Here is a 21,835-nt window from a genome sequence, read left to right as displayed (position 1 = left end):
CCGTCAATTCCTTTGAGTTTTAGCCTTGCGGCCGTACTCCCCAGGCGGGGCGCTTAATGCGTTAGCTACGGCACGGACAACGTGGATGTCGCCCACACCTAGCGCCCAACGTTTACAGCGTGGACTACCAGGGTATCTAATCCTGTTCGCTCCCCACGCTTTCGCTCCTCAGCGTCAGTATCGGCCCAGAGACCCGCCTTCGCCACCGGTGTTCCTCCTGATATCTGCGCATTTCACCGCTACACCAGGAATTCCAGTCTCCCCTACCGAACTCAAGTCTGCCCGTATCGACCGCACGCTCCACGTTAAGCGTGGAGATTTCACGGCCGACGCGACAAACCGCCTACGAGCTCTTTACGCCCAATAAATCCGGACAACGCTCGCACCCTACGTATTACCGCGGCTGCTGGCACGTAGTTAGCCGGTGCTTCTTATCCAGGTACCGTCACTTGCGCTTCGTCCCTGGCGAAAGAGGTTTACAACCCGAAGGCCGTCATCCCTCACGCGGCGTCGCTGCATCAGGCTTGCGCCCATTGTGCAATATTCCCCACTGCTGCCTCCCGTAGGAGTCTGGGCCGTGTCTCAGTCCCAGTGTGGCCGGTCACCCTCTCAGGCCGGCTACCCGTCGTCGCCTTGGTAGGCCACTACCCCACCAACAAGCTGATAGGCCGCGGGTTCATCCTGCACCGCCAGAACTTTCAACAACCCTGGATGCCCAGGGAAGTGATATCCGGTATTAGACCTCGTTTCCAAGGCTTATCCCAGAGTGCAGGGCAGATTACCCACGTGTTACTCACCCGTTCGCCACTCATCCCCACCCGAAAGTGGTTCAGCGTTCGACTTGCATGTGTTAAGCACGCCGCCAGCGTTCGTCCTGAGCCAGGATCAAACTCTCCAACAATGAACAGTTTAATCGAGGCAATTAAATGCTCTCAAAGGAACCTCATACGAGGTTTCAATACATAAGCTCTACTGGCTTAGTTCACTAGCACACTGTTGAGTTCTCAAGCAACACACCCCGAACCCGCCGCGATCAAGCGGCTCGCTCGAAGCGAGTCATTCCTAGCAGTTTTTGGTGGGACACCCACTCAATCGCGATCCGCGAGAGCTTGGTTCGTGTCCCGGCGGCCACCCGGTTTCCCTGGCGACTTGGAGAACTTTACACCCCCTCCGGAGGCCCGGAACAGGGGGGTCCCTTAACCACGTTCTCGCAGGTCAGGGGCCTGTTTCGGGCCGCCGGGACGGGTCAGCCGCCGAGCGCGACGCCGGCGACATTCCGCTTGCCCTTGCGGACCACGAGCCACTTGCCGTGGAGGGCGTCCTCGCGGGACGGCTTCCACTCCTCGTCCGCGATCTTCACGTTGTTGACGTACGCGCCGCCCTCCTTGAGGGTGCGGCGCGCGGCGCCCTTGCTGTCCACCAGGCCCGCGGCGAGCAGCAGGTCGACGATCGTCGCGTCCCCGGACGGGTCGACCTTGCCGTTCGGCACCTCGGCCATCGCCGCGTCGAGGGTGCGTTCGTCCAGCTCGCCGAGCTCGCCGCGACCGAACAGCGCCTGGCTCGCGTTGATCACCTGCCGGGTCTGCTCCTCACCGTGCACCAGCGTGGTGAACTCCTCCGCCAGCCGCTTCTGCGCGGCCCGCAGCTGGGGACGCTGTTCGGTGTCCTCCGCCAGCGCCGCGATCTCCTCCTGGCCGAGGAAGGTGAACATCCGCAGGTAGCGGACGACGTCGGCGTCACCCACATTGACGAAGTACTGGTACCAGGCGTACGGCGAGGTCATCTCCGGGTCGAGCCAGAGGTTCCCGCCGCCGGTGGACTTGCCGAACTTGCGGCCCTCGGCGTCGGTGACCAGCGGCGCGGTCAGCGCGTGCACGCCCGCACCGTCCGTCCGGCGGATCAGGTCGACCCCGCCGACCAGGTTGCCCCACTGGTCGGAGCCGCCGACCTGCAGCTTGCAGCCGTACTGCCGGTGCAGCTGCAGGTAGTCCTGCGACTGCAGGAGCAGGTAGCTGAACTCGGTGTACGACATGCCGTCACCCTCGAGCCGGCGCTTCACCGTTTCCCGGTTGAGCATGACGTTGATCGAGAAGTGCTTCCCGACGTCGCGCAGGAACTCCAGCGCGGTCTGCTGCCCGGTCCAATTGAGGTTGTTTTCGACGATCGCGCCGGTCGGCGAGTCGTCGAAGTCGACGAACCGCTCGAGCTGGCCGCGGATGCGCCCGGCCCACTCGGCGACGACGTCGAGGGTGTTCAGCGTGCGCTCACCGGTGTCGCGCGGGTCGCCGATCATCCCGGTCGCGCCGCCGGCCAGCACGATCGGCCGGTGCCCCGCGCGCTGGAAGCGCTTGAGCATGAGCAGTGGGACCAGGTTGCCGGCGTGCAGGCTGGGCGCGGTCGGGTCGAAACCGCAATAGAGCGTCACGGGACCCTGGTCGAGCTCGCGCCGGAGGGCGTCGATGTCGGTGGACTGCGCGATCAGGCCGCGCCAGGACAGCTCGTCGAGGATGTGTTCGCTCACGCCTGTAGATCCTCCCGCACCAGGTCAACCGACTAACTGGCGGGTCGGACCCGCCGCTTCCCGCCGCGGCGGTAGGTGGACACGGCGGGCGAGCCGTCGACCCAGAACCGCCACGGCGTGTCCATCGCCATCGCGACGCCGACGCGCGGGCCGCTGCGGACCTGCTCGGCCGGCACCCGTTCGCCCACGTACAGCCGGACCGGCGACGCCGGGTCGGTCAGGTCGACACCGTTTTCGTCGCGGTCGATGCGCAGCACCGACGTGAGGATCGCCGGGCCCTTGGCGAGCTCGCCGGTCCCCCGCGCGTTCGGCCGCCGCTTGCGGACGACGTCGAGTCCGGTGACGACCTCGCCCGCCCGCAGCAGCACCGCGCCGGCGACCCCGTCGGTCGAGCCGACGATGTTCGCGCAGAAGTGCATCCCGTAGACGAAGTACACGTAGAGGTGGCCGGCGGGACCCCACATGACGGCGTTGCGCGGGGTCTGCCCGCGGTAACAGTGCGACGCCGGATCGTCCTCGCCGCGGTAGGCCTCGACCTCGACCAGCCGGACGCCGACGGTGCCGTCCGGACCGTCGGCCTCCAGGACCGAGCCGAGCAGCAGGTGGGCCAGGTCGACCGGGTCGAGCGCGAGTTCGTCGCGGGTGAACAACCGGCCTGCGTCGCCGCTCAAACGGTTTCCTCTCCTCGGCTGCCTGGCCCGGCCACCTTAACCCTTGAGCGGTCGCTCAAACTTCTCTACAGTCGATTTGAGCAGTCGCTCAAACTCTGAGGGGAGACGGAGATGCGACCGAAAGCCCTGTACGTCGAGACCGTGATCCGCACGGATCTCGACACGCTGTGGCGGCACACCCAGGACCCGGACCTGCACCGGCGCTGGGACCTGCGTTTCGCCGAGATCGCTCCGATCGAAGGCCTCGACGGCCACTTCCGCTACGCGTCGAGGCTCCTGGGGGTGACGGTCGCCGGGGTCGGGGTGAGCGTCGTGTCGCGGGATTGGCCGGACGGTTCCCGCACGTCGGTGCTGCGGTTCGCCTCGGCCGACCCGTTGTCGCTGATCAGCGCGGGCGCCGGGTTCTGGCGTTATACCCCGGCTCCCGGCGGCGTCCGGTTCGTCACCGGCTTCGACTACGGCACTCGCTGGGGGCGCTTCGGGCAGCTGGCCGACCGGGTGTTCCGCCCGGTGTTCGGCTGGCTGACGGCGTGGTCGGTCGACCGGCTGCGACTCTGGCTGGAGAACGGCGTGGCGCCGGAGGACCAGCCCCTGACCGCGCCCTCGGCCGCCCGCTGCGGCCGGACGCGGCCCCGCGACCAGTTGACTGCGGGAGCGCCGGCGTGACCGGCGGGCGCGGCTGCCGGTGGTTCACTCGCGCTTCGGGCCGGTGTTCGGGTACGAAGGCGGCTTCGGCGCCCGGTACGTCGACGTCGGCCGTGGGGTCAGCGGGGCGGTGAAGCCACTCCGTGAGAAGGTCATGGACTGATGGGCACCGGCCGGAACTCCAGTTCGCAGGACACGAAGCAGCGGCTCGTGGACGGCGTGCTGGAAGTCGTCCGGCAGCAGGGCATCACCGCCGTCTCCGCGCGGTCGGTGGCCAGTGCCGCGGGCGCGAACCAGGCGCTCGTCTTCTACCACTTCGGCAGCGTCGAGGAGCTCGTCGCGCAGGCGTGCGTCTCCGCGACCGAGGCGCGGGTCGCCCTCTACCGGGACCGGTTCGCCACCGTCGCCACGGTCGGCGAGCTGCTGGCGCTCGGCCGGGAGATCCGGACCGCGGAACGCGCGGAAGGCAACCTGGCCCTCCTCGCCCAGACCCTCGCCGGGGCGCAGGGCAGCGAACGGCTCGCCGAGGCGACCCGCGAAGGTCTCGGCAAGTGGATCACCGAAGTCCGGACGGCCCTCGAGCGCGTGCTCGAGGGTTCGCCGCTGGCCGAGCTCGCGGACCCCGACGGACTGGCCCACGCCGTGTCCACCGGGTTCCTCGGGCTGACGCTGTTCGACACGGTCGACCCCGACGGCGCCGAGCAGGCTGTCGCCGCGCTGGAGCAGCTGGCCGTGCTCGTCGACGTCCTGGACGGGCTCGGCCCGGTGGCCACACGGGCCGTCCGGGCCAAGCTCCGCAAAACCCTCAGGTGAGCCCTCTTAGTTGAGCCACTGCCGGGCTGCCGTGACCCGCTCTTCCAACCGCGCACGCTGCTCGGCTACGCGCACCGGCGCCGTGCCGCCTCGCGCATCGCGGGAGTTCACCGAGCCTTCGACGGTCAGGACTTCGCGCACCGCCGGCGTGAGCGCCGGGTTGATCTTCTCGAACTCTTCGTCGGTCAGCTCGTCCAGGCCGACGCCGCGGGACTCGGCGACGCGGACGCTCTCCCCCGCCGCTTCGTGCGCGACGCGGAACGGGACGCCCTGGCGCACCAGCCACTCGGCGATGTCGGTGGCCAGGGTGAAGCCGGCCGGGGCCAGCTCGGCGAGCCGGTCGGTGTGGAAGGTGAGCGTTTCGAGCATGCCGGCGATCGCCGGGAACAGCAGCTCGAGCTGCTCGACCGAGTCGAACACCGGCTCCTTGTCCTCCTGCAGGTCGCGGTTGTAGGCCAGCGGCTGCGCCTTGAGGGTGGCCAGCAGGCCGGTGAGGTTGCCGATCAGCCGGCCCGCCTTGCCGCGCGTGAGCTCCGCGACGTCCGGGTTCTTCTTCTGCGGCATGATCGAGCTGCCGGTGGCCCAGGCGTCGTCCAGCGTGACGTACCCGAACTCGGCGGTGTTCCAGATGATCACCTCTTCGGCGATCCGGGACAGGTTCACCGCGAGCATCGCGACGGCGAAGGCGAACTCGGCGACGAAGTCACGCGAAGCGGTGCCGTCGATGGAGTTCTCGACGCTGGTGGCGAAGCCCAGCTCCTCGGCGACGGCCTCGGGGTCCAGGCCCAGCGACGAGCCGGCGAGAGCCCCCGAGCCGTACGGCGACTCGGCGGTGCGGGCGTCCCAGTCCTGCAGGCGCGAGACGTCCCGCAGCAGCGCCTGGCCGTGGGCCATCAGGTGGTGCGCGAGCAGCACGGGCTGGGCGTGCTGCAGGTGCGTGCGGCCGGGCAGGACGGCGTCCGGGTGCCGCTTCGCCTGCGACACCAGCGCGTCGATGACCTCCAGGGTGCCGGCGACGACCCGGCGGGCGGCGTCGCGCAGCCACATCCGGAACAGCGTGGCCACCTGGTCGTTGCGCGAACGGCCGGCACGCAGCTTGCCGCCGAGCTCGGTGCCCGCCCGCTCCAGCAGGCCGCGTTCGAGGGCCGTGTGCACGTCTTCGTCGGCGATCGTCGGGGTGAACGCCCCCGACGCGACGTCCTGGGCGAGCGTGTCCAGCGCGGCCAGCATGCCGGCGAGCTCGTCTTCGGTGAGCAGGCCCGCCTTGCGCAGCACGCGAGCGTGCGCGCGGGACCCGGCGATGTCGTAGGGCGCCAGGCGCCAGTCGAAGTGCGTCGACGCGCTCAGCGCGGCCATGGCCTCCGCCGGACCGCTGGCGAACCGGCCGCCCCACAGCTGCACCGGCTGCTCGTTCCCGCTCACTGTTCTCGCTTCTCCTCGGTGTTCGTTCGATGTCTGGCGACGGTGATCCGGCCGTCGTACAGGACGAGGCGTACTTCGCCCGAGACGGTGTCGGTCAGCCTGGCGCATCCGCGGCCGGCCCGCCGTTCGAGGGCGGCGCACGCTTCGCGGCGGGAGATCCTCTGCGCCTCGCCGCGCGCGCTCAGCATCCGGCGCGCTTCGGCGACGGAGACGGTCTCGCCGTCGATCGCCACCGGCACCCCGCCGTCGTAGGTGACGACGACCTCGTCCGGCGCGAGGAACTCGCCCTCGGCCGGGAAGATGTCGGCGATCACGGTGGTCCTTCGTCCGCCGATCGCTGGGCGAGGGCGGCGAACCGTTCGGCCAGGTCCTTGCCGGTCAAGGGCTCGCGCGCGATCACGGCGACCGTGTCGTCGCCCGCGATCGACCCGACGACCTCTTCCAGTGCCGCCCGGTCGATCGCGCTGGCCAGGAACTGGGCCGCCCCGGGCGGGGTGCGGAGCACGGTCAGGTTGCCGGACGAGTCCGCCGAGACCATCAGCTCGGCCAGCAGCCGGGAGAGCCGGGACGTACCGCCCTGCACCCCGCGGACCGGGCTGCCGTCTTCGGGGATGACGTAGACCGGCGCGCCCGAGTCCGGCCCGCGCAGCTTGACCGCGCCCAGCTCGTCGAGGTCGCGCGACAGCGTCGCCTGGGTGACCTCGATGCCTTCGGCGGCCAGCAGCTTGGCCAGCTCGGTCTGGCTGCGGATGGTCATGGTGGACACGAGCTCGGTGATCCGGGCCTGCCTGCCCACTCGGCTGCCGGTCATCGCCGGCTCTCTTCGAACAGCCAGACGAGCAGCGCCTTCTGGGCGTGCAGGCGGTTCTCGGCCTCGTCCCAGACCGCGCTGGCCGGGCCGTCGATCACCTCGTCGGTGATCTCCCAGCCGCGGTGCGCCGGCAGGCAGTGCAGCACGATCGCGTCGTCCGCGGCTTTCTTCAGCAGCTCGGTGTTGACCTGGAGGGCGCGGAACGGGCCGACCCGGTCGAGCCCGTCGTTCTCCTGCCCCATCGACGTCCACGTGTCGGTGACGAGCACGTCCGCGCCGTCGACCGCCGCGTACGGGTCGGTGAAGACGGTGGCGGTGCCGCCGGTCTCGCTCGCGCGCTTCTTCGCGTCCAGCATCACGCCCTGGTCCGGCTGGAAGCCGACCGGCGAGACGACCCGGACGTGCATCCCGGCGGTGACCCCGCCGAGCAGCAGCGAGTGCGCCATGTTGTTGGCGCCGTCGCCGAGGTAGACGAGGGTGAGGCCGGCGAGCCTGCCCTTGCGCTCGCGGATCGTCATCAGGTCGGTGAGCACCTGGCACGGGTGGAACTCGTCGGTGAGCGCGTTGACCACCGGGATCGACGCGGCCGACGCCATCGTCTCGATGCGCTTCTGTGCGAAGGTGCGCCACACGATCCCGTCGACGTAACGCGAGAGAACCCGCGAAGTGTCTTCGATGGTCTCTTCGCGGCCGAGCTGCATCGAGCGGCCGTCGACGATCACCGGGTGGCCGCCGAGCTGGCTGATGCCCACCTCGAACGAGAACCGGGTCCGCGTCGAGTTCTTCTCGAAGATCGCCGTGACGGACTTGCCGGCGAGGGTCTTGTTGCCGAGCGGGTCGGCCTTGAGTGCGTCGGCGAGGTCGAGGATGGCCTTCTGCTCGGCCGGACTGACGTCGTCGTCGCGGAGGAAGTGGCGCAGCATCAGTCGGAGTCCTTCGTGGTGGAGTCGAGCGCGTCCGGGAGCGCGGCGAGGAAGCCTTCGGCCTGGTCGCCGTCGAGGACGAGCGGCGGTGCGAGGCGGATGGTGTCCGGCGCGACCGGGTTGACGAGGTAGCCCGCGGCCTGGACGGCCTGGGCGACCGCCGCCGAGACCGGCTGCTTCAGGGTGATGCCGAGCAGCAGCCCGGCGCCGCGCACGCCGGCGACGAGCGGGTGGCCCAGTGCCTCGACGCCGGCCGCGATGTCCTTGCCCAGCGAGGCGACGTGGTCGAGCAGGCCCTGGGCGGCGATGGTCTTCAGCACGGCCAGGCCGGCCGCGCAGCAGACCGGGTTGCCGCCGAAGGTGGTGCCGTGCTGGCCCGGCTTGAGCAGGTCGCCCGCCGCGCCGACGCCGATCACCGCGCCCAGCGGCAGGCCGCCGCCGAGGCCCTTCGCCAGCGTGATGACGTCCGGGACGACGCCGGCCTGCTGGTAGCCGAACCAGGTGCCGAGCCGGCCGAGACCGGTCTGCACCTCGTCGAGCACCAGCAGGGTGCCGGTGGCCTTGGTGATTTCGCGGGCGGCCTGCAGGTAGCCGTCCGGCGCCGGGATGACGCCGGCTTCGCCGAGCACCGGCTCCAGGAACACGGCCGCGGTGTCGGTGTCGACGGCGGCCTTGAGCGCCGCGACGTCACCGAAGGGGACGTGCTCCACCCCGGGCACCAGCGGCTGGAAGGGGTCGCGCTTGGCGGGCTGGCCGGTGAGGGTCAGCGCGCCCATGGTCCGGCCGTGGAACGCGCCTTCGGCGGCGACCACCTTGGTGCGCCCGGTCAGCCGGCTGATCTTCAGCGCGGCTTCGTTGGCTTCGGCGCCGGAGTTGACGAACAGGACCTTGCCGTGGCCGGTGAGGCCGGCGACGTCGAGCAACGCCTCGGCGAGCTCGACGGCGACCGGGTTGACGTACAGGTTCGAGGTGTGGCCGAGCCGCTTGATCTGCTCGGTGACGGCGTCGACGACGGCCGGGTGCGCGTGGCCGAGCGCGTTGACGGCGATGCCGCCGACCAGGTCGACGTACTCCTTGCCGTCGGCGTCCCACACCTTCGCGCCCTCGCCGCGCACCAGCGTCAGCGTGGGGGTGCCGTAGTTGTCCATCAGGGCGGACTGCCAGTGCGCCTGGCCATCCACATTGGACTCGAGGTCGGTCACGGGAGCTCCGTTTCGGGGAAGACCATGGTGCCGATGCCGCGCGAGGTGAAGACCTCCAGCAGCACCGAGTGGGCGAGGCGGCCGTCGATCACGTGCGCCCGGCGCACGCCGCCGCGGATGGCGCGCACGCACGCCTCCATCTTCGGGATCATGCCGCTGGCCAGGCCGGGCAGCATGGTCTCGAGGCGATCGACGCGAATGCGGTCGATCAGCGACGACCGGTCGGGCCAGTTGGCGTACAGGCCTTCGACGTCGGTGAGCACCACGAGCTTTTCGGCGCCCAGCGCGGCCGCGAGCGCACCCGCGGCCGTGTCGGCGTTGACGTTGTGCACCACGCCGTCGACGTCCGGGGCGACGGTGGAGACCACCGGGATGCGCCCGGCGTTGACGATGTCGAGCACCGCGTCCGGGTTGACCTCGGCGACCTCGCCGACGAGCCCGATGTCGACCTGCTCACCGTCCACAGTGGCCTGTTTGCGCTCGGCGGTGAACAGCCGGGCGTCCTCGCCGGAAATGCCGACCGCGTAGGGCCCGTGTGCGTTGATCAGCCCGACGAGCTCGCGGCTGACCTGCCCGGTGAGCACCATCCGGACGATGTCCATCGTCTCCGGCGTGGTGACCCGCAGGCCGCCCTTGAACTCGCCTTCGACGCCGAGGCGCTTGAGCATCGCGGTGATCTGCGGGCCGCCGCCGTGCACGACGACCGGGCGCAGGCCGGCCAGCCGGAGGAACACCATGTCCTCGGCGAAGGCCGACTTCAGCTGGTCGTCGATCATGGCGTTGCCGCCGTACTTCACCACCACGGTGGCCCCGTGGAACCGCTGCAGCCAAGGCAGCGCCTCGATGAGCACCCCGGCCTTTTCGGCCGCCGTCGCGAGTCGTTCGTCCGCGGAAATCAGAGCCTCCTGGTTCATGAGGAGTACGCGCTGTTCTCTTCGACGTAACCGTGCGAAAGATCGGTGGTGTAGATGGTCGCCGTGCTCGCGCCGACGCCGAGGTCGACGACGATTTCGATGGCCCGGCCGGTGAGGCCGGCCTCGGACCGGTCGGCGGCGGGCACGCCCTGGGCGAACAGGGTGACGCCGTTGATCGCGATCGACACGGCGTCCGGGTCGATGCGGGCGGGCACCCGGCCGAGCGCCATGGCGATCCGGCCCCAGTTCGGGTCGGAGCCGAACAGCGCCGTCTTGACCAGGTTGTCCTCGGCGATCGTGCGGGCGACGGCGATCGCGTCGGCTTCGGTGGCCGCGCCCCGCACGGTGACGTCGACGTCCTTGGTCGCACCCTCGGAGTCCGCCCGCAGCTGGAGCACCAGGTCGTGGCTCACCGCGGTGAGCAGCTCGGTGAGCTCCGCTTCGGTGGGCTCGACGCCGCTCGCGCCGGACGCCAGGACCAGGACGGTGTCGTTGGTGGACGTGCCGCCGTCGACGTCGAGCCGGTCGAAGGTGACGTGGGTCGCCGCGCGCAGGGCCCGGTCGAGGGTTTCCTTGTCCACCACCGCGTCGGTGGTCAGGACCGAGAGCATGGTGGCGAGGTTCGGCGCGAGCATGCCCGCACCCTTGGCGAAGCCGCCGACGCTCCAGCCGCTGTCGTGCTTGGCAAACGCTTGCTTCGGTTTCGTGTCGGTGGTCATCACGCCCTTGGCGGCGTTCAGGCTCGCTTCGGGGCTTGCGTCGAGCGCCTTGACTGCAGCGTCCACTCCGGACAGGACCGCGTCCATCGGCAGCCGTTCGCCGATCAGGCCGGTGGAGCAGACGGCGACCTCGATCGCGCCCGCCTCCAGCACTTCGGCGACTTTCTCGGCCGTGGCGTGGGTGTCCTGGAAGCCGCCAGGGCCGGTGGCCGCGTTGGCGCCGCCCGAGTTGAGGACGACGGCCTTCAGCCGCTGTTGCTTGAGCACCTCCTGCGACCACAGCACCGGCGCGGCCTTGATGACGTTGCGGGTGAACACGCCCGCCGCGACGTCGAGCGGCCCGTCGTTGACGACCAGGGTGAGGTCGAGCGCGCCGGAGGCCTTGATCCCGGCGGCGACGCCGGCGGCGCGGAAGCCCTGGGGGCCGGTGACGGTCACGGTGCCACTCCTACGGTGGGAAGCCCGGTGGTTTCCGGGAGGCCGAGGGCCAGGTTCATCGACTGGACGGCACCGCCGGCGGTGCCCTTCGTGAGGTTGTCGATCGCGGCGACGACGACCAGGCGCCGGGCGTCGGCGTCGACCGTGACCTGCAGCTGGGTGTTGTTCGAGCCGAGTGTGGCCGCGGTCGTCGGCCAGGCGCCCGCGGGCAGCAGCTGGACGAACGGCTCCGCGTCATACGCCTTTTCGTACGCCGCCCGGGCCGCGGCCTCGTCGACGCCGTCCTTCAGCGGGGCGGTCGCCGTGGTGAGGATGCCGCGGGGCATCGGCGCGAGCACCGGGGTGAAGGACACGGTGACCTTCTCGCCCGCCACGGCCGAGAGGTTCTGCGCGAACTCGGGGGTGTGGCGGTGGGCGCCGCCGACGCCGTACGCGCTCGCCGAGCCCATCACCTCGGAGCCGAGCAGGTGCGGCTTGAGGCTCTTGCCCGCGCCGGAGGTGCCGGTGACCGCGACGATCGTGACGTCGGGCTCGATCAGCCCGGCGGCGAACGCGGGCGCCAGGGCCAGCGATCCGCCGGTCGGGAAGCACCCGGGCACGGCGATGCGCTTGGTGCCGGCGAGCCGTTCGCGGGCGCCGGGCAGCTCGGGCAGGCCGTACGGCCACTGGCCGGCGTGGTCGCCGCCGTACCAGCGCTGCCAGTCGCCCGCGTCGGCCAGGCGGTGGTCGGCGCCGAGGTCGACCACCAGGACGTCCGGGCCGAGCTGCGCCGCGATCTCCGCCGAGTGCCCGTGGGGCAGCGCGAGGAAGACGACGTCGTGGCCGGCGAGGGTCTCCGGCGTCGTCTCGACCAGGACGCGGTCGGCGAGGGGGACGAGGTGGGGCTGGTGGACGCCGAGCTTCGTGCCCGCGCTGCTGGCGGCCGTGAGCGCGCCGATCTCGACCCCGGGATGGGTCAGGAGCAGGCGCAGCAGCTCACCACCCGCGTACCCGCTGGCTCCGGCCACCGCGATGTTCACCGTCATACGCATGATTATGCACGCCCTTGCAAGTCTAAACAAACCCGAAGTGGTGGCCGCCACCTTGGGATGCTGAGCCCATGACGGACACCCCGGCCCGGTTGCTCGGCCTGCTTTCCCTGCTCCAGACGCCGCGCGAGTGGCCGGGCAGCGAACTCGCCGAGCGCATGGGCGTCAGCCCGCGCACCATCCGCCGCGACATCGACCGGCTGCGCGAGCTGGGCTACCCGGTCGAAGCCAGCCGGGGTGTGGCGGGCGGGTACCGGCTGGTCGCCGGCACCGCGATGCCCCCGCTCGTGCTCGACGACGAGGAAGCCGTCGCCATCGCCGTCGGGCTGCGGACGGCGGCGGGCCAGACGGTCGACGGCATCGAGGAAGCCTCCGTGCGGGCGCTGGCCAAGCTCGAGCAGGTCCTCCCGGCGCGGTTGCGGCGGCGGGTGGGCACGATCGGCACGGCGACGGTCGCCGTGCCGGCCACCGGACCGGTCGTCGATCCGGCGCAGCTGACGGTGTTCGCCGCGGCGATCACCAACCACGAGACCGTCCGGTTCCGCTACCGAGCCCACGACGGGGCCGAGACCCGGCGGCGCGCCGAGCCGCTCCGACTGGTCGCCGCGGGCCGCCGCTGGTACCTGGTCGCCTACGACCTCGACCGGGCGGACTGGCGCGTTTTCCGCGCGGACCGCGTCACCGAGGCTCAGGCGACCGGTGGCCGGGCGGTGCCGCGCGAGCCACCCGCCACGGACCTGGCGGCCTACGTCCTCGACCGGTTCTACGACCTCGCACCCTCGTACCGGGCGGTGGCGGTCCTGGCGGAACCGGCGTCGCAGATTGCGCCCCGGCTGGGACCGGCGATGGGCGAACTGACCGACCTCGGCGACGGCCGGTGCCGGTGGCGGAGCCACACGGACACGGTGGACTGGCTCGCGTTCCGGCTGCTGGGCCTGGGGTGCGCGTTCACAGTCGAGGAGCCACCAGAACTGGTGGCGCACCTGAAGGTGCTCGCCGCCCGCGCAGCCGCGGCGGTGCCGGAGTGACCGGCGATTTCCTCCTCGCCCGCCTGCCGCCCTGCTCCGGCGCGACGGCAAGTCCCTCGCCTCGGCCGACCGGCTCACCGCCTTCGGTGACCTGCTCACTGAATCCTCCCCGTGATTGATCGGCTCACCGGGCCCGGCGGCGGGCCGGCCCACCCTGCGGACCGGCCCGCCGCCACCCATCAGCCCGGCTCACCTCCGTCCAGGTCCGTGCGCCTGCTCGGCGGTACGGGGAGGTAGCAGCCCGGGTTCTCCGGATCGCAGCCCACCCGCGGCAGCCGGGCGCGGATGCCGCCGGGGGTGCGCTCGAAGTACGCCGCGAGCTGCGCGACGCTCTCCCCCGCGATCCACCGGCTCTCCAGCTCCGCGTCCGACTCCTCGCTCCACGGGCGGCCCTGCTGGGCGGGCCGGTCCGCGGATCTTCGCCGCGGCCCGCGGCCGGCGCCGGTCGCGGACAACAAACCGTCCGCGACGAGCTCCGCCACCGTGTCCGCCACCGCGACGTCGAGGTCGAGGCTGCCCTCGGCGACCGGTTCACCGCCGGGGCCGCCGGCTTCCAGGGTGATCATCACCCGGGGTGTGGGTTCGGCGCGGTCGACGTCCGTTCTGGTCGAGACCACGATCTGGTAGATGTTGTCGGCTGCCCGGATCTCGGTCCGGCGCTCTTCGATGATCGACATGCCACGAAGCTAGCGCGCACCCCCGACAATTTTCGGCCACGCGCTGCTCACGGCCCACTCCGCTCCGAAATTGTCGGACCCCTCCCCTAACGTCGGCGATGACCACGAACCGTCACGAGGAGGCGACGATGGGACACGGGCGGACAAGACACTGCCCCGGTCCGGAAGATCCGGGCCGGGGCAGCGGGGTGAAGCAGTTTCGCTCAGAAGTGCAGCAGCTGGGCCAGCGTGCTCTGCTTCTCCTGGGCGGCCTTCGCGGTGTTGTCCGACTTCTGCGCCGCGGCGCCGTCGGGCACCGGCGGCGGCACCGGGCTGCACTGGACGTCCGAGTGGTTGCCGGGCTGGCGCTTCGGCAGGGTGCCGTTCGCCAGGTAGTCGGCGATCTTGTCGTCCACACAGGACACCCCGGACAGCGAACCGGCGTGCGTGGTCCCACCCGGCGCGCTGATCAGGCTCGAGTTCGGGAACCGCTTCCGCACCTCGAGGCTGCCGGTGTACGGCGTGGCGGCGTCGAGTTCTTCGCTGATGAGCAGGGCCCCGGCCACCTTGCGGCCGTCGATGTTCACCGGCTTGCCCGCCTTCGCCGGCCAGAACACGCAGGGCGCGTTGAACCAGGCGTTGCCCCAGGTCTCGAACGGGGCCTTGAAGTAGGTCAGCCAGTTGTCGACCCGCCACCGGTTCCAGTCGGTCGGCCACTGCACGTCGGTGCACTGCACGCCCAGGTACACGGCGAAGCCGTTGTCGTTGCCCGGCGGGTTCGAGCTGTCGTAGAGGTCCTTCAGCGTCTGCCAGTCACCCCGGTGCACGTAGCCGTCGAAGGCCTTGGCCATGTCGACCCAGCCGAAGACGTAGTAGCCGGCCTGCAGGAAGATGTCGGTCCACTCGTCGCCGCCGATGACCCCGCCCGCCGGGTTCTCGGCGAGCTTGTGCTGCGTGGCGTACCACAGCTTCTCGACCGCGTCGCCGGTGTTGCCCAGGTGGTAGACGTCGTCGTACTTCGCGAGCCAGTCGAAGTAGATCTTGATGTTCTTGTCGAACGCGACGTCCTGGTCGAGGTTGGCCTGGTACCAGACCTTCCGCGGGTCGACGTTGCCGTCCAGCACCATCCGGCGGACGTTCTTCGGGTACAGCGTGCTGTACACCTGGCCGAGGTAGGTGCCGTAGGAGAAGCCGTAGTAGTTGATCTGCTTCTCGCCGAGCGCCTTGCGCAGGCTGTCCATGTCCTGCGCGACGTCGGTCGTCTTGAGGTGGTTCAGGATCTCGCCGTTCTTGCGGCACGCGTCGGCGTACCCCTTCGAGCGGTCGAGCCAGGTCTTCTCCAGCTGCGGCGTGGTCGGCACGTACGCCGGCCGGTTGTAGCTGAAGTAGTTCCCGTCGCAGCTGACGGCGGGCTTGCTGGACCCGACACCCCGCGGGTCGAAGCCGATCCAGTCGTAGTTGTCCCCGGCGTGGTTCGGCACGTACTTGCCGAGCACCGAGAGGCCGAGGCCGGAGCCACCCGGGCCGCCCGGGTTCACCAGCATGATGCCCTGGGACTGCGCGGTCTTGTGCTTGATCCGCGAGACCGCGACGGAGACCTTCGCCCCGCCCGGCTTCGCGTAGTCCATCGGCACTTCGAGGAAGCCGCACTCGGCGCCGTTGGCCTTGAGGCTCGCCGACGCGCAGGGGCCCCAGGCGATCGGCGCGGGGGTGAACTGCACCCCGGTTTCCGCCGAGGCGGCGGGCGCGGCGGCCAGCAGCCCGGCCGCGAGCCCCGCGGTGGCGATGGCGGCAACGATTCGTTTCACAGTCGTCCTTTTCGTCCGCATTCGACAGCGTTCGCCAGATCTCGACGAAACTACCGGCAACCTCGGACAATCTCGCTGACCGACGCGACTTTCGCCATCCGCCTTTCGTTGGTACCTGGCGCGGCCGCGCGGCGGCGGAACTGTCGGTGGCGGGCAGTACGCTCCGGATCGCCGGAGCCCCACGGGAGGTCAGATGAACGCGGAAAGGCTCGTCACGGCGATTCGGGCCGGGCTGGCGGAGCTGGCCGACCCGGTGAAAGCGCCGGCGATGCAGGCGTACATGAAGTCGGCCATGCCCTTCCGCGGGGTGGCGAAACCCGAGCGCAGTGCGCTCCTCAAGCAGGTGCTGGCCGACCACACATTGACCGATCGGGTGACATTTTCGGCGGCCGTCCTGGAGCTGTGGCGAGCAGCCGAATTCCGCGAGGAGCGCTACGCGGCGATCGATTTGTCCGGATACCGGGCGTACCGGCGCTGGCAGGATCCGGACCTGGTCCCGCTGTACGAGGAAATGATCGTCGGCGGGGCTTGGTGGGACTACGTGGACGAGCTCGCCATCCGCCGGATCGGCCCCATCCTCCGGGAGTACCGCCCCCGGATGACACCGATCATGCTGGCGTGGGCCCACGACACCGACCTCTGGCGCCGCCGGACGGCGATCATCTGCCAGGTGGGGGCGAAGGGGGAAACGGACACGGACCTGCTCACCCGCGCGATCGAGCCGTCGATCGCCGAGCCGGAGTTCTTCCTGCGCAAGGGAATCGGCTGGGCGCTACGGGACTACGCGAAGACGGCGCCGGACTGGGTGCGGTGCTTTGTGGACGATCACCCGGGGTTGTCCGGGTTGTCGAGGCGGGAGGCGCTGAAGCACATCTGGTGAGGTGAGGTTCCTCCGTGCCGGGGGCCGGGGGCCGGGGGCCGGGGGCCGGGGGCCGGGAGGATCGGATCACGTACCCAGGCAGTCGACTCGCGTACCGGGCGGGTCGGCTTGCGTACCTGGGCGGTCGGCTTGCGCACCTCGAGGGTCGGTTTGCGTACCTGGAGGGTCGGTTCGCGTGCCTGAAGGGTCGGCTTGCGTGCCTGGAGGGTCGGTTGCGTGATGGGAGAGGCTTCTTGCGTGTCTGGAGGGGCTTCTTGCGTGATTGGTGGGGCATCACGGGGTCCGGCCCCCTCCCGGGCTGGTGCGCGGGAGGGGCCGGACTTGACCGTCAGGCGCGGAGGGTGGCGTTGAAGCGCTCGCCTGCCGCTGCCACGGCCGCGTCGCGGGCCTTGGTGGCCTCGTCGACCGTCAGCGTGCGGTCCGGGGCGCGGAAGCGCAGCTTGTACGCCAGCGATCGCTTGCCCTCGCCCACCTGCTCGCCCGCGTACACGTCGAACAGCGTGATGTCCTCCAGGAGCTCGCCCGCGCCCTCGCGCAGCACCGCAGCGAGGTCCGCCGACGGGACGTCGGCCGCCGCCACCAGCGCGACGTCCAGGAGCACCGGCGGGTAGCCCGACACGCTCGGCGCCGGGCGGTCGTCCGGGAGCGGGATGGCGTCGAGGTCCAGCTCCATCGCCACCGTGCGCGGCGGCAGGCCGAGCGCCTCGACCACCTTCGGGTGCAGCTCGCCCGCGTGGCCGACCGGCCAGTCGCCGACCCGGAGCTGGGCGCAGCGGCCCGGGTGCCACGGCGGGAGGTCGGCCGCCTGGACCGTCAGCTCGACGCCGGCCGCCTCCGCGACCGTGCGGGCCGCCTGGACCGCGTCGGCCCAGTTGGCCGGCTCGCCCGCGCCCCACCAGCCCGCGCGGCGGCGGTTTCCGGCCAGGACCACGGCCACGTGCAGCGGCTGCTGGGGCACCGCGGCCTCCAGCAGGGCCAGTTCCTCGTCCGACGGCCGCCGGTCGACGCCGAGGTCGGGGACCTTCAGCGGGTTCGGCGCCGGGAGCACCACCTGGCCGATGTGGTACAGCGAGACGTCCTTCAGCCCGCGGGACACGTTGCGCTGCATCGTGTCCAGCAGACCCGGCAGCAACGTCGTCGCCAGGCGGTTGCGGTCGGCTTCCAGCGGGTTGCGGACCACGACCGTGTTGCGGCGGACGTCGTCGGCCGGGAGGCCGAACGCGTCCCACACGGCGTCGCTGATGAACGGGAACGGACGCACCTCGACGTACCCCGCCTCGGCCAGCGCCCGGGAAACGCTCCGGACGCGGCGCTGGGCGTCGGTCAGGCCGCGGCCCGCCGGGGCCGCCGGGAGCGTCGACGGGATGCTGTCGTAGCCCTCCAGCCGCAGCACCTCTTCGACGAGGTCGGCCGGCTGGCGCAGGTCGCCGCGCCAGCTCGGCGGGATCGCCGTGACCAGGCCGGTTCCGTCGTCGCCCGTGCCGACCGAGACCTTGCAGCCGATCTGGGTGAGCCTGCGGACCGTGACCCCGCGCTGGTAGTTCACGCCCGCGACCTTGTCGGGCAGGTTGATCGGCATCACGACCGCCGGATTCGGCTCGACCACGCCCTCGTCGGTGCGGCCGGGCTGGATGGCGGCGTCGCCGTACTGGCGCAGCAGCCGGGCGGCCAGCTCGACCGCGGCCGCGCACAGCTGCGGGTCGGTGAACCGCTCGAACCGCTTGGCGGCCTCGGAAAACAGCTTGTGCCGACGCGCCGTGCGGCTGATCGCGGCCGGGTTCCAGTGCGCCGCCTCGAGCAGCACGTCGGTGCTCTCCGGCGTGATCTCCGTGCTCGCGCCGCCCATCGTGCCGGCCAGCGAGATGACGCCGCTGTCGTCGGCGATGACCACGTCGTCCGGGTCGAGCGTGCGCTCGACGTCGTCCAAAGTGGTCAGTTTCTCGCCCGCCTTCGCCCGGCGCACCACCAGATCGCCCTGGATGGCCTTGGTGGCGAACGCGTGCAGCGGGTGCCCGAGCTCCAGCATCACGTAGTTGGTGACGTCGACGGCCAGCGAAATCGACCGGATGCCGGCCAGCATCAGCCGCCGCCGCATCCGCCACGGGGTCGGCGCGGTGGCGTCCAGGCCGGTGACCCGGCGCAGCACGAACCGCGGGCAGCCTTCCGGGTCCTCGACGCGGACCGGCCAGGCGTCGCCCTCGGCCGCCGGGACCTCCAGGAGGGCCGGGTCGCCGAAGGGCACGTCGAGCGCGTTCGACAGCTCGCGCGCGAGGCCGCGGATCGACAGCGCGTACCCGCGATCGGGGGTCGGGGCGAGCTCGATCACCGAGTCGTCGAGGCCGAGCAGCTCGCTCGCGTCGTCGCCCGGGCTCGCGGTGCCCGACGGCAGGACGAGGATGCCGGTGTGGTCGTCGCCGAGGCCGAGCTCGCGCGCCGAGCAGATCATGCCGTCGCTGATCCGGCCGTAGGTCTTGCGGGCCGCGATCTCGAAGTCGCCCGGCAGGACGGCGCCCGGCAGCGCGACGACGACCAGGTCGCCCTCGACGAAGTTGCGCGCGCCGCAGATGATGCCGCGGGTCTTGATGCCGTGCGGACCCTCGTCGAACTCGCCGGCTTCGTCGTCGTCCTCGTCGTCTTCGTCGTCGAGTTCGTCGAGCTCTTCGGCTTCGTCGGCGGGCTCGCCGACGTCGACGCGGCAGAAGCGCACCGGCTTCTTGAACTCGGTGAGCTCCTCGATCTCGGCCACCCGGCCGACGACCAGCGGGCCGGTCACGGGACCGAGCTCGCGCAGGTCGTCGACCTCGATGCCGATCCGGACGAACGCGTCGGCCAGGTCCTGCGGGGTGACCTCCTCAGCGAGCTCGAGGTGTTCGGTCAGCCAGCTGACTGGGACTCGCACTACGCCTCCGTTCCGAAGGGAAGGGTGAAGCGGACGTCGCCCTCCACCATGTCGCGCATGTCGGGGATCCCGTTGCGGAACTGCAGGGTGCGCTCGATGCCCATGCCGAAGGCGAACCCGGAGTACACCTCGGGGTCGACACCGCAGGCGCGCAGCACGTTCGGGTTGACCATGCCGCAGCCGCCCCACTCGACCCAGCCGGGGCCGCCCTTCTTCTCTTCGAACCAGACGTCCACCTCCGCGGACGGCTCGGTGAAGGGGAAGAAGTGCGGGCGCAGCCGCGTCTTGGAGCTTTCGCCGAACATGGCGCGGGCGAAGGCGTCCAGCGTGCCCTTGAGGTGGGCCATCGTGATGCCCTTGTCCACCGCCAGGCCCTCGACCTGGGTGAACACCGGCGTGTGGGTCGAGTCGAGCTCGTCGGTGCGGTACGTCCGGCCGGGGCAGACGACGTACACCGGCAGGTCGCGGTGCAGCAGCGTGCGCGCCTGGACCGGCGAGGTGTGCGTGCGCAGCACCAGGCCCGAGTCCTCTTCGCCGACGTAGAACGTGTCCTGCAGCTGCCGGGCCGGGTGGTCCTTGCCGAAGTTCAGCGCGTCGAAGTTGAACCACTCGGCTTCGAGCTCGGGGCCCTCGGCGATCTCGTAGCCCATCGCGACGAAGGCGTCCGCGACGCGTTCGGAGATGGTGCTGATCGGGTGCCGGGCACCGCGCGGGACGCGATCCCACGGCAGGGTGACGTCGACGGCTTCTTCGCGCAGCACGCGTTCGTCGCGCTCCGCCTGGAGCTCGGCGCGGCGGGCGTCGAAGGCCGCCTGGACCGCCTGGCGGGCCTCGTTGACGCGCTTGCCCGCCTCGGCCTTCTCCTGCTTGGGCAGGGCACCGATCCCGCGGCGGGCCAGGCCCACCGGGGACTGGTCACCGAGGTGGGCCGGTTTGACCTCGGCCAGCCCTTCGAGCCCGGTCGCGGCGGCGAACGCCGCTTCGGCGGCCTTGACCGCCTCCTGCAGCGTCTCGGGGGCGAGTACCGCGCCCTGTGCTTCCTTCTCCGTGGCTCCGGACATAACTCCTCGGCGTCCGCTGGGACTGGTCGTTCGCGCTCCGCCGCACACGGCACGCGAGAGGTCAAAGGCGGGAAAAGTCTATGGGATCGGCTCCGCGCGGCCCCGGTCGCCCCGGAGGCTCCGCGCCGGTCCGGCCGGCGGCCCGGGCGGCGCTGGTCAGCGCCGCGCCGCCATCGCGCTCGTGTAGACGCAGACCGCCGCCGCGGTGGCCAGGTTGAGGCTCTCGGCGCGGCCGTACAGCGGGATCCGGACGGCGAGATCGGTCCGGTCGAGGACGTCCGCGGGCAGGCCGTGGGCCTCGTTGCCGAACACCCACGCCGTCGGCGCGGTGAGGTCCACCCGATCGAGTTCGGCGTCGGCGTAGCCGTGGGCGGCGAACGTCCGCAGGCCCGCGGCGGAGCAGGCGGCCAGCGCGGCCGGGACGTCGCGGACCCGCGCGATCGGCAGGTGGAACAGGCTGCCGGCGGCCGCGCGGACGCACTTGCCGTTGTGCGGGTCGACCGTGTCGCCCGCCAGGACGACCGCGTCGGCGCCGGCCGCGTCGGCGACACGGATGACCGTGCCCGCGTTGCCGGGATCGGCGACGTCCACCAGCACCACCACGAGCCGGGCGGCCGGGGTCACGGCTTCCTCGAGGGGCCGGTCCAGCAGCGCGCAGACGGCCACGATGCCCTGCGGCGTCACGGTTTCCGACAGGCCGTCGGCGGCGCGGTCGGTGATCGGCGAGACGCCGACGCCGGCCGCGCGGGCCGCGTCGACCAGGTCCGCGTGCTGCTCCGACGCCCGAGCGGTGACGAACAGCTCGTGCACCGTTCCGTCCGCCAACGCAGCTTCGACGGCGTTGGCGCCTTCGGCCAGGAACCGGCCGGTCTTGTCGCGTTCCGCGCGCCGCGTCAGCTTGCGCGCAGCAACGACCCGGGGGGTCCGTTCGGTGAACGGTTCCGCCCCGGGTCGTTGAAAGCCGCCGGTCAGGCCGACTTCGCTTCGCCGGTGTTGACGTTGGCCTTGGCGAGCTCGGCCAGCGCGGTGAAGGCGGCGGCGTCGTTGACGGCGAGGTCCGCGAGGATCTTGCGGTCGACCTCGACACCTGCGGCCTTGATGCCCTGGATGAACCGGTTGTAGGTCACGCCGTTGGCGCGAGCGGCCGCGTTGATGCGGGTGATCCACAGCTGGCGGAAGTCACCCTTGCGGGCACGGCGGTCCCGGTAGGCGTAGTTCAGCGAGTGAAGCGTCTGCTCCTTGGCCTTGCGGTACAGCCGCGAACGCTGGCCGCGGTAGCCGCTGGCCAGTTCGAGAGTTGCGCGACGCTTCTTCTGGGCGTTGACCGCCCGCTTGACGCGTGCCACGGGTCCATCCTGTCGATCTCAGGGGGCGAGGGGGACGCCCCGGGTGGTTA

The 21,835-nt window shown here is 71.0% G+C and carries 20 protein-coding genes and 1 rRNA gene; 4 read left to right on the top strand and 17 right to left on the bottom strand.

Features of this window, described 5'->3' with window-relative positions; all coding sequences use genetic code 11:
- The 3 genes from IE317_RS22845 to IE317_RS22835 form a co-directional block, all read right to left on the bottom strand.
- A 16S ribosomal RNA gene (locus IE317_RS22845) occupies positions 1-901 on the bottom strand; the annotation flags it as partial.
- Between the two features lie 345 nt (positions 902-1,246).
- Positions 1,247-2,521: a tyrosine--tRNA ligase gene (gene tyrS / locus IE317_RS22840; RefSeq protein WP_191313274.1), complete on the bottom strand. Its 1,275-nt coding sequence runs from the start codon at positions 2,519-2,521 to the stop codon at positions 1,247-1,249.
- Between the two features lie 32 nt (positions 2,522-2,553).
- Entirely contained in the window at positions 2,554-3,192 is a 639-nt protein-coding gene (locus IE317_RS22835) for a DNA-3-methyladenine glycosylase (protein ID WP_191313272.1), read from the bottom strand.
- Positions 3,193-3,303: 111 nt separating this feature from the next.
- Here IE317_RS22835 and IE317_RS22830 point away from each other — a divergent pair, with 111 nt between their 5' ends.
- Positions 3,304-3,858, top strand: coding sequence for a hypothetical protein (locus IE317_RS22830; protein ID WP_191313270.1), 555 nt, complete (start codon positions 3,304-3,306; stop codon positions 3,856-3,858).
- A gap of 141 nt (positions 3,859-3,999) precedes the next feature.
- Positions 4,000-4,650, top strand: a complete 651-nt coding sequence (locus IE317_RS22825) for a TetR/AcrR family transcriptional regulator (protein WP_191313268.1) — start codon at positions 4,000-4,002, stop codon at positions 4,648-4,650.
- Positions 4,651-4,656: 6 nt separating this feature from the next.
- Here the strand turns inward: IE317_RS22825 and argH are convergent, their stop codons facing one another.
- From argH to argC, 8 genes are read right to left on the bottom strand one after another with little or no spacing between them, the layout of a single operon-like run.
- On the bottom strand, positions 4,657-6,072 hold the full coding sequence (gene argH / locus IE317_RS22820) for an argininosuccinate lyase (RefSeq protein ID WP_191313266.1): 1,416 nt from the start codon (positions 6,070-6,072) through the stop codon (positions 4,657-4,659).
- Positions 6,069-6,386: an argininosuccinate synthase gene (locus IE317_RS22815; RefSeq protein WP_191313264.1), complete on the bottom strand. Its 318-nt coding sequence runs from the start codon at positions 6,384-6,386 to the stop codon at positions 6,069-6,071. The genes argH and IE317_RS22815 overlap by 4 nt, the downstream gene beginning before the upstream one ends.
- Entirely contained in the window at positions 6,383-6,883 is a 501-nt protein-coding gene (locus tag IE317_RS22810) for an arginine repressor (protein ID WP_191313262.1), read from the bottom strand. The genes IE317_RS22815 and IE317_RS22810 overlap by 4 nt, the downstream gene beginning before the upstream one ends.
- Positions 6,880-7,806, bottom strand: coding sequence for an ornithine carbamoyltransferase (gene argF / locus IE317_RS22805; protein WP_191313260.1), 927 nt, complete (start codon positions 7,804-7,806; stop codon positions 6,880-6,882). The genes IE317_RS22810 and argF overlap by 4 nt, the downstream gene beginning before the upstream one ends.
- The gene (locus tag IE317_RS22800) at positions 7,806-9,008 is read right to left on the bottom strand and encodes an acetylornithine transaminase (protein ID WP_191313258.1); all 1,203 of its coding nucleotides are present in this window, start codon (positions 9,006-9,008) and stop codon (positions 7,806-7,808) included. Before IE317_RS22800 ends, argF begins: the two co-directional genes overlap by 1 nt.
- The gene (argB, locus tag IE317_RS22795) at positions 9,005-9,922 is read right to left on the bottom strand and encodes an acetylglutamate kinase (RefSeq protein ID WP_191313256.1); all 918 of its coding nucleotides are present in this window, start codon (positions 9,920-9,922) and stop codon (positions 9,005-9,007) included. Before argB ends, IE317_RS22800 begins: the two co-directional genes overlap by 4 nt.
- On the bottom strand, positions 9,919-11,079 hold the full coding sequence (gene argJ, locus IE317_RS22790; protein ID WP_191313254.1) for a bifunctional glutamate N-acetyltransferase/amino-acid acetyltransferase ArgJ: 1,161 nt from the start codon (positions 11,077-11,079) through the stop codon (positions 9,919-9,921). The genes argB and argJ overlap by 4 nt, the downstream gene beginning before the upstream one ends.
- Positions 11,076-12,104, bottom strand: coding sequence for an N-acetyl-gamma-glutamyl-phosphate reductase (argC, locus tag IE317_RS22785; RefSeq protein WP_191313252.1), 1,029 nt, complete (start codon positions 12,102-12,104; stop codon positions 11,076-11,078). The genes argJ and argC overlap by 4 nt, the downstream gene beginning before the upstream one ends.
- A gap of 74 nt (positions 12,105-12,178) precedes the next feature.
- On the opposite strand from argC, the gene IE317_RS22780 reads away from it, so the two are divergent.
- Positions 12,179-13,135 carry a helix-turn-helix transcriptional regulator gene (locus IE317_RS22780; RefSeq protein ID WP_191313250.1) on the top strand — a complete coding sequence of 319 codons (957 nt, stop codon included), beginning with the start codon at positions 12,179-12,181 and terminating at the stop codon, positions 13,133-13,135.
- A 179-nt stretch (positions 13,136-13,314) separates the two neighbouring features.
- Here IE317_RS22780 and IE317_RS22775 read toward each other — a convergent pair whose 3' ends face one another.
- Both IE317_RS22775 and IE317_RS22770 read right to left on the bottom strand, forming a co-directional pair.
- Positions 13,315-13,812, bottom strand: a complete 498-nt coding sequence (locus IE317_RS22775) for a helix-turn-helix domain containing protein (RefSeq protein ID WP_191313247.1) — start codon at positions 13,810-13,812, stop codon at positions 13,315-13,317.
- A 203-nt stretch (positions 13,813-14,015) separates the two neighbouring features.
- Positions 14,016-15,599, bottom strand: a complete 1,584-nt coding sequence (locus IE317_RS22770) for an alpha/beta hydrolase (RefSeq protein WP_191313245.1) — start codon at positions 15,597-15,599, stop codon at positions 14,016-14,018.
- A 193-nt stretch (positions 15,600-15,792) separates the two neighbouring features.
- Between IE317_RS22770 and IE317_RS22765 the strand changes: the two genes are divergently transcribed.
- The gene (locus tag IE317_RS22765; protein WP_191313243.1) at positions 15,793-16,479 is read left to right on the top strand and encodes a DNA alkylation repair protein; all 687 of its coding nucleotides are present in this window, start codon (positions 15,793-15,795) and stop codon (positions 16,477-16,479) included.
- Positions 16,480-16,807: 328 nt separating this feature from the next.
- Here the strand turns inward: IE317_RS22765 and pheT are convergent, their stop codons facing one another.
- From pheT to rplT, 4 genes are all read right to left on the bottom strand, one after another.
- Positions 16,808-19,378, bottom strand: a complete 2,571-nt coding sequence (gene pheT, locus IE317_RS22760) for a phenylalanine--tRNA ligase subunit beta (RefSeq protein WP_191313241.1) — start codon at positions 19,376-19,378, stop codon at positions 16,808-16,810.
- Positions 19,378-20,439, bottom strand: a complete 1,062-nt coding sequence (gene pheS / locus IE317_RS22755; protein ID WP_191313238.1) for a phenylalanine--tRNA ligase subunit alpha — start codon at positions 20,437-20,439, stop codon at positions 19,378-19,380. Before pheS ends, pheT begins: the two co-directional genes overlap by 1 nt.
- Positions 20,440-20,595: 156 nt before the next feature.
- A complete protein-coding gene (locus IE317_RS22750) occupies positions 20,596-21,411 on the bottom strand; it encodes a TrmH family RNA methyltransferase (protein WP_191313292.1) in 816 nt (271 codons plus the stop codon).
- Complete coding sequence (gene rplT, locus IE317_RS22745) at positions 21,408-21,785, bottom strand: 50S ribosomal protein L20 (RefSeq protein WP_004559056.1); 378 nt, start codon at positions 21,783-21,785, stop codon at positions 21,408-21,410. Before rplT ends, IE317_RS22750 begins: the two co-directional genes overlap by 4 nt.
- Positions 21,786-21,835 lie beyond the last annotated feature (50 nt).

The sequence above is a fragment of the Amycolatopsis bullii genome (genome assembly GCF_014654205.1).
GTDB lineage: Bacteria > Actinomycetota > Actinomycetes > Mycobacteriales > Pseudonocardiaceae > Amycolatopsis > Amycolatopsis plumensis.
This window is presented reverse-complemented; position numbering and strand designations above follow the sequence as displayed.

Bases quoted from the DNA above. Each gene is read 5' to 3' on its own strand.
- IE317_RS22830 (WP_191313270.1), top strand. From the start codon at position 3,304: ATGCGACCGAAAGCCCTGTACGTCGAGACCGTGATCCGCACGGATCTC.
- IE317_RS22825 (WP_191313268.1), top strand. From the start codon at position 4,000: ATGGGCACCGGCCGGAACTCCAGTTCGCAGGACACGAAGCAGCGGCTC.
- IE317_RS22810 (WP_191313262.1), bottom strand. From the start codon at position 6,883: ATGACCGGCAGCCGAGTGGGCAGGCAGGCCCGGATCACCGAGCTCGTG.
- argF (WP_191313260.1), bottom strand. From the start codon at position 7,806: ATGCTGCGCCACTTCCTCCGCGACGACGACGTCAGTCCGGCCGAGCAG.
- argB (WP_191313256.1), bottom strand. From the start codon at position 9,922: ATGAACCAGGAGGCTCTGATTTCCGCGGACGAACGACTCGCGACGGCG.
- argC (WP_191313252.1), bottom strand. From the start codon at position 12,104: ATGACGGTGAACATCGCGGTGGCCGGAGCCAGCGGGTACGCGGGTGGT.
- IE317_RS22780 (WP_191313250.1), top strand. From the start codon at position 12,179: ATGACGGACACCCCGGCCCGGTTGCTCGGCCTGCTTTCCCTGCTCCAG.
- IE317_RS22775 (WP_191313247.1), bottom strand. From the start codon at position 13,812: ATGTCGATCATCGAAGAGCGCCGGACCGAGATCCGGGCAGCCGACAAC.
- IE317_RS22765 (WP_191313243.1), top strand. From the start codon at position 15,793: ATGAACGCGGAAAGGCTCGTCACGGCGATTCGGGCCGGGCTGGCGGAG.
- pheS (WP_191313238.1), bottom strand. From the start codon at position 20,439: ATGTCCGGAGCCACGGAGAAGGAAGCACAGGGCGCGGTACTCGCCCCC.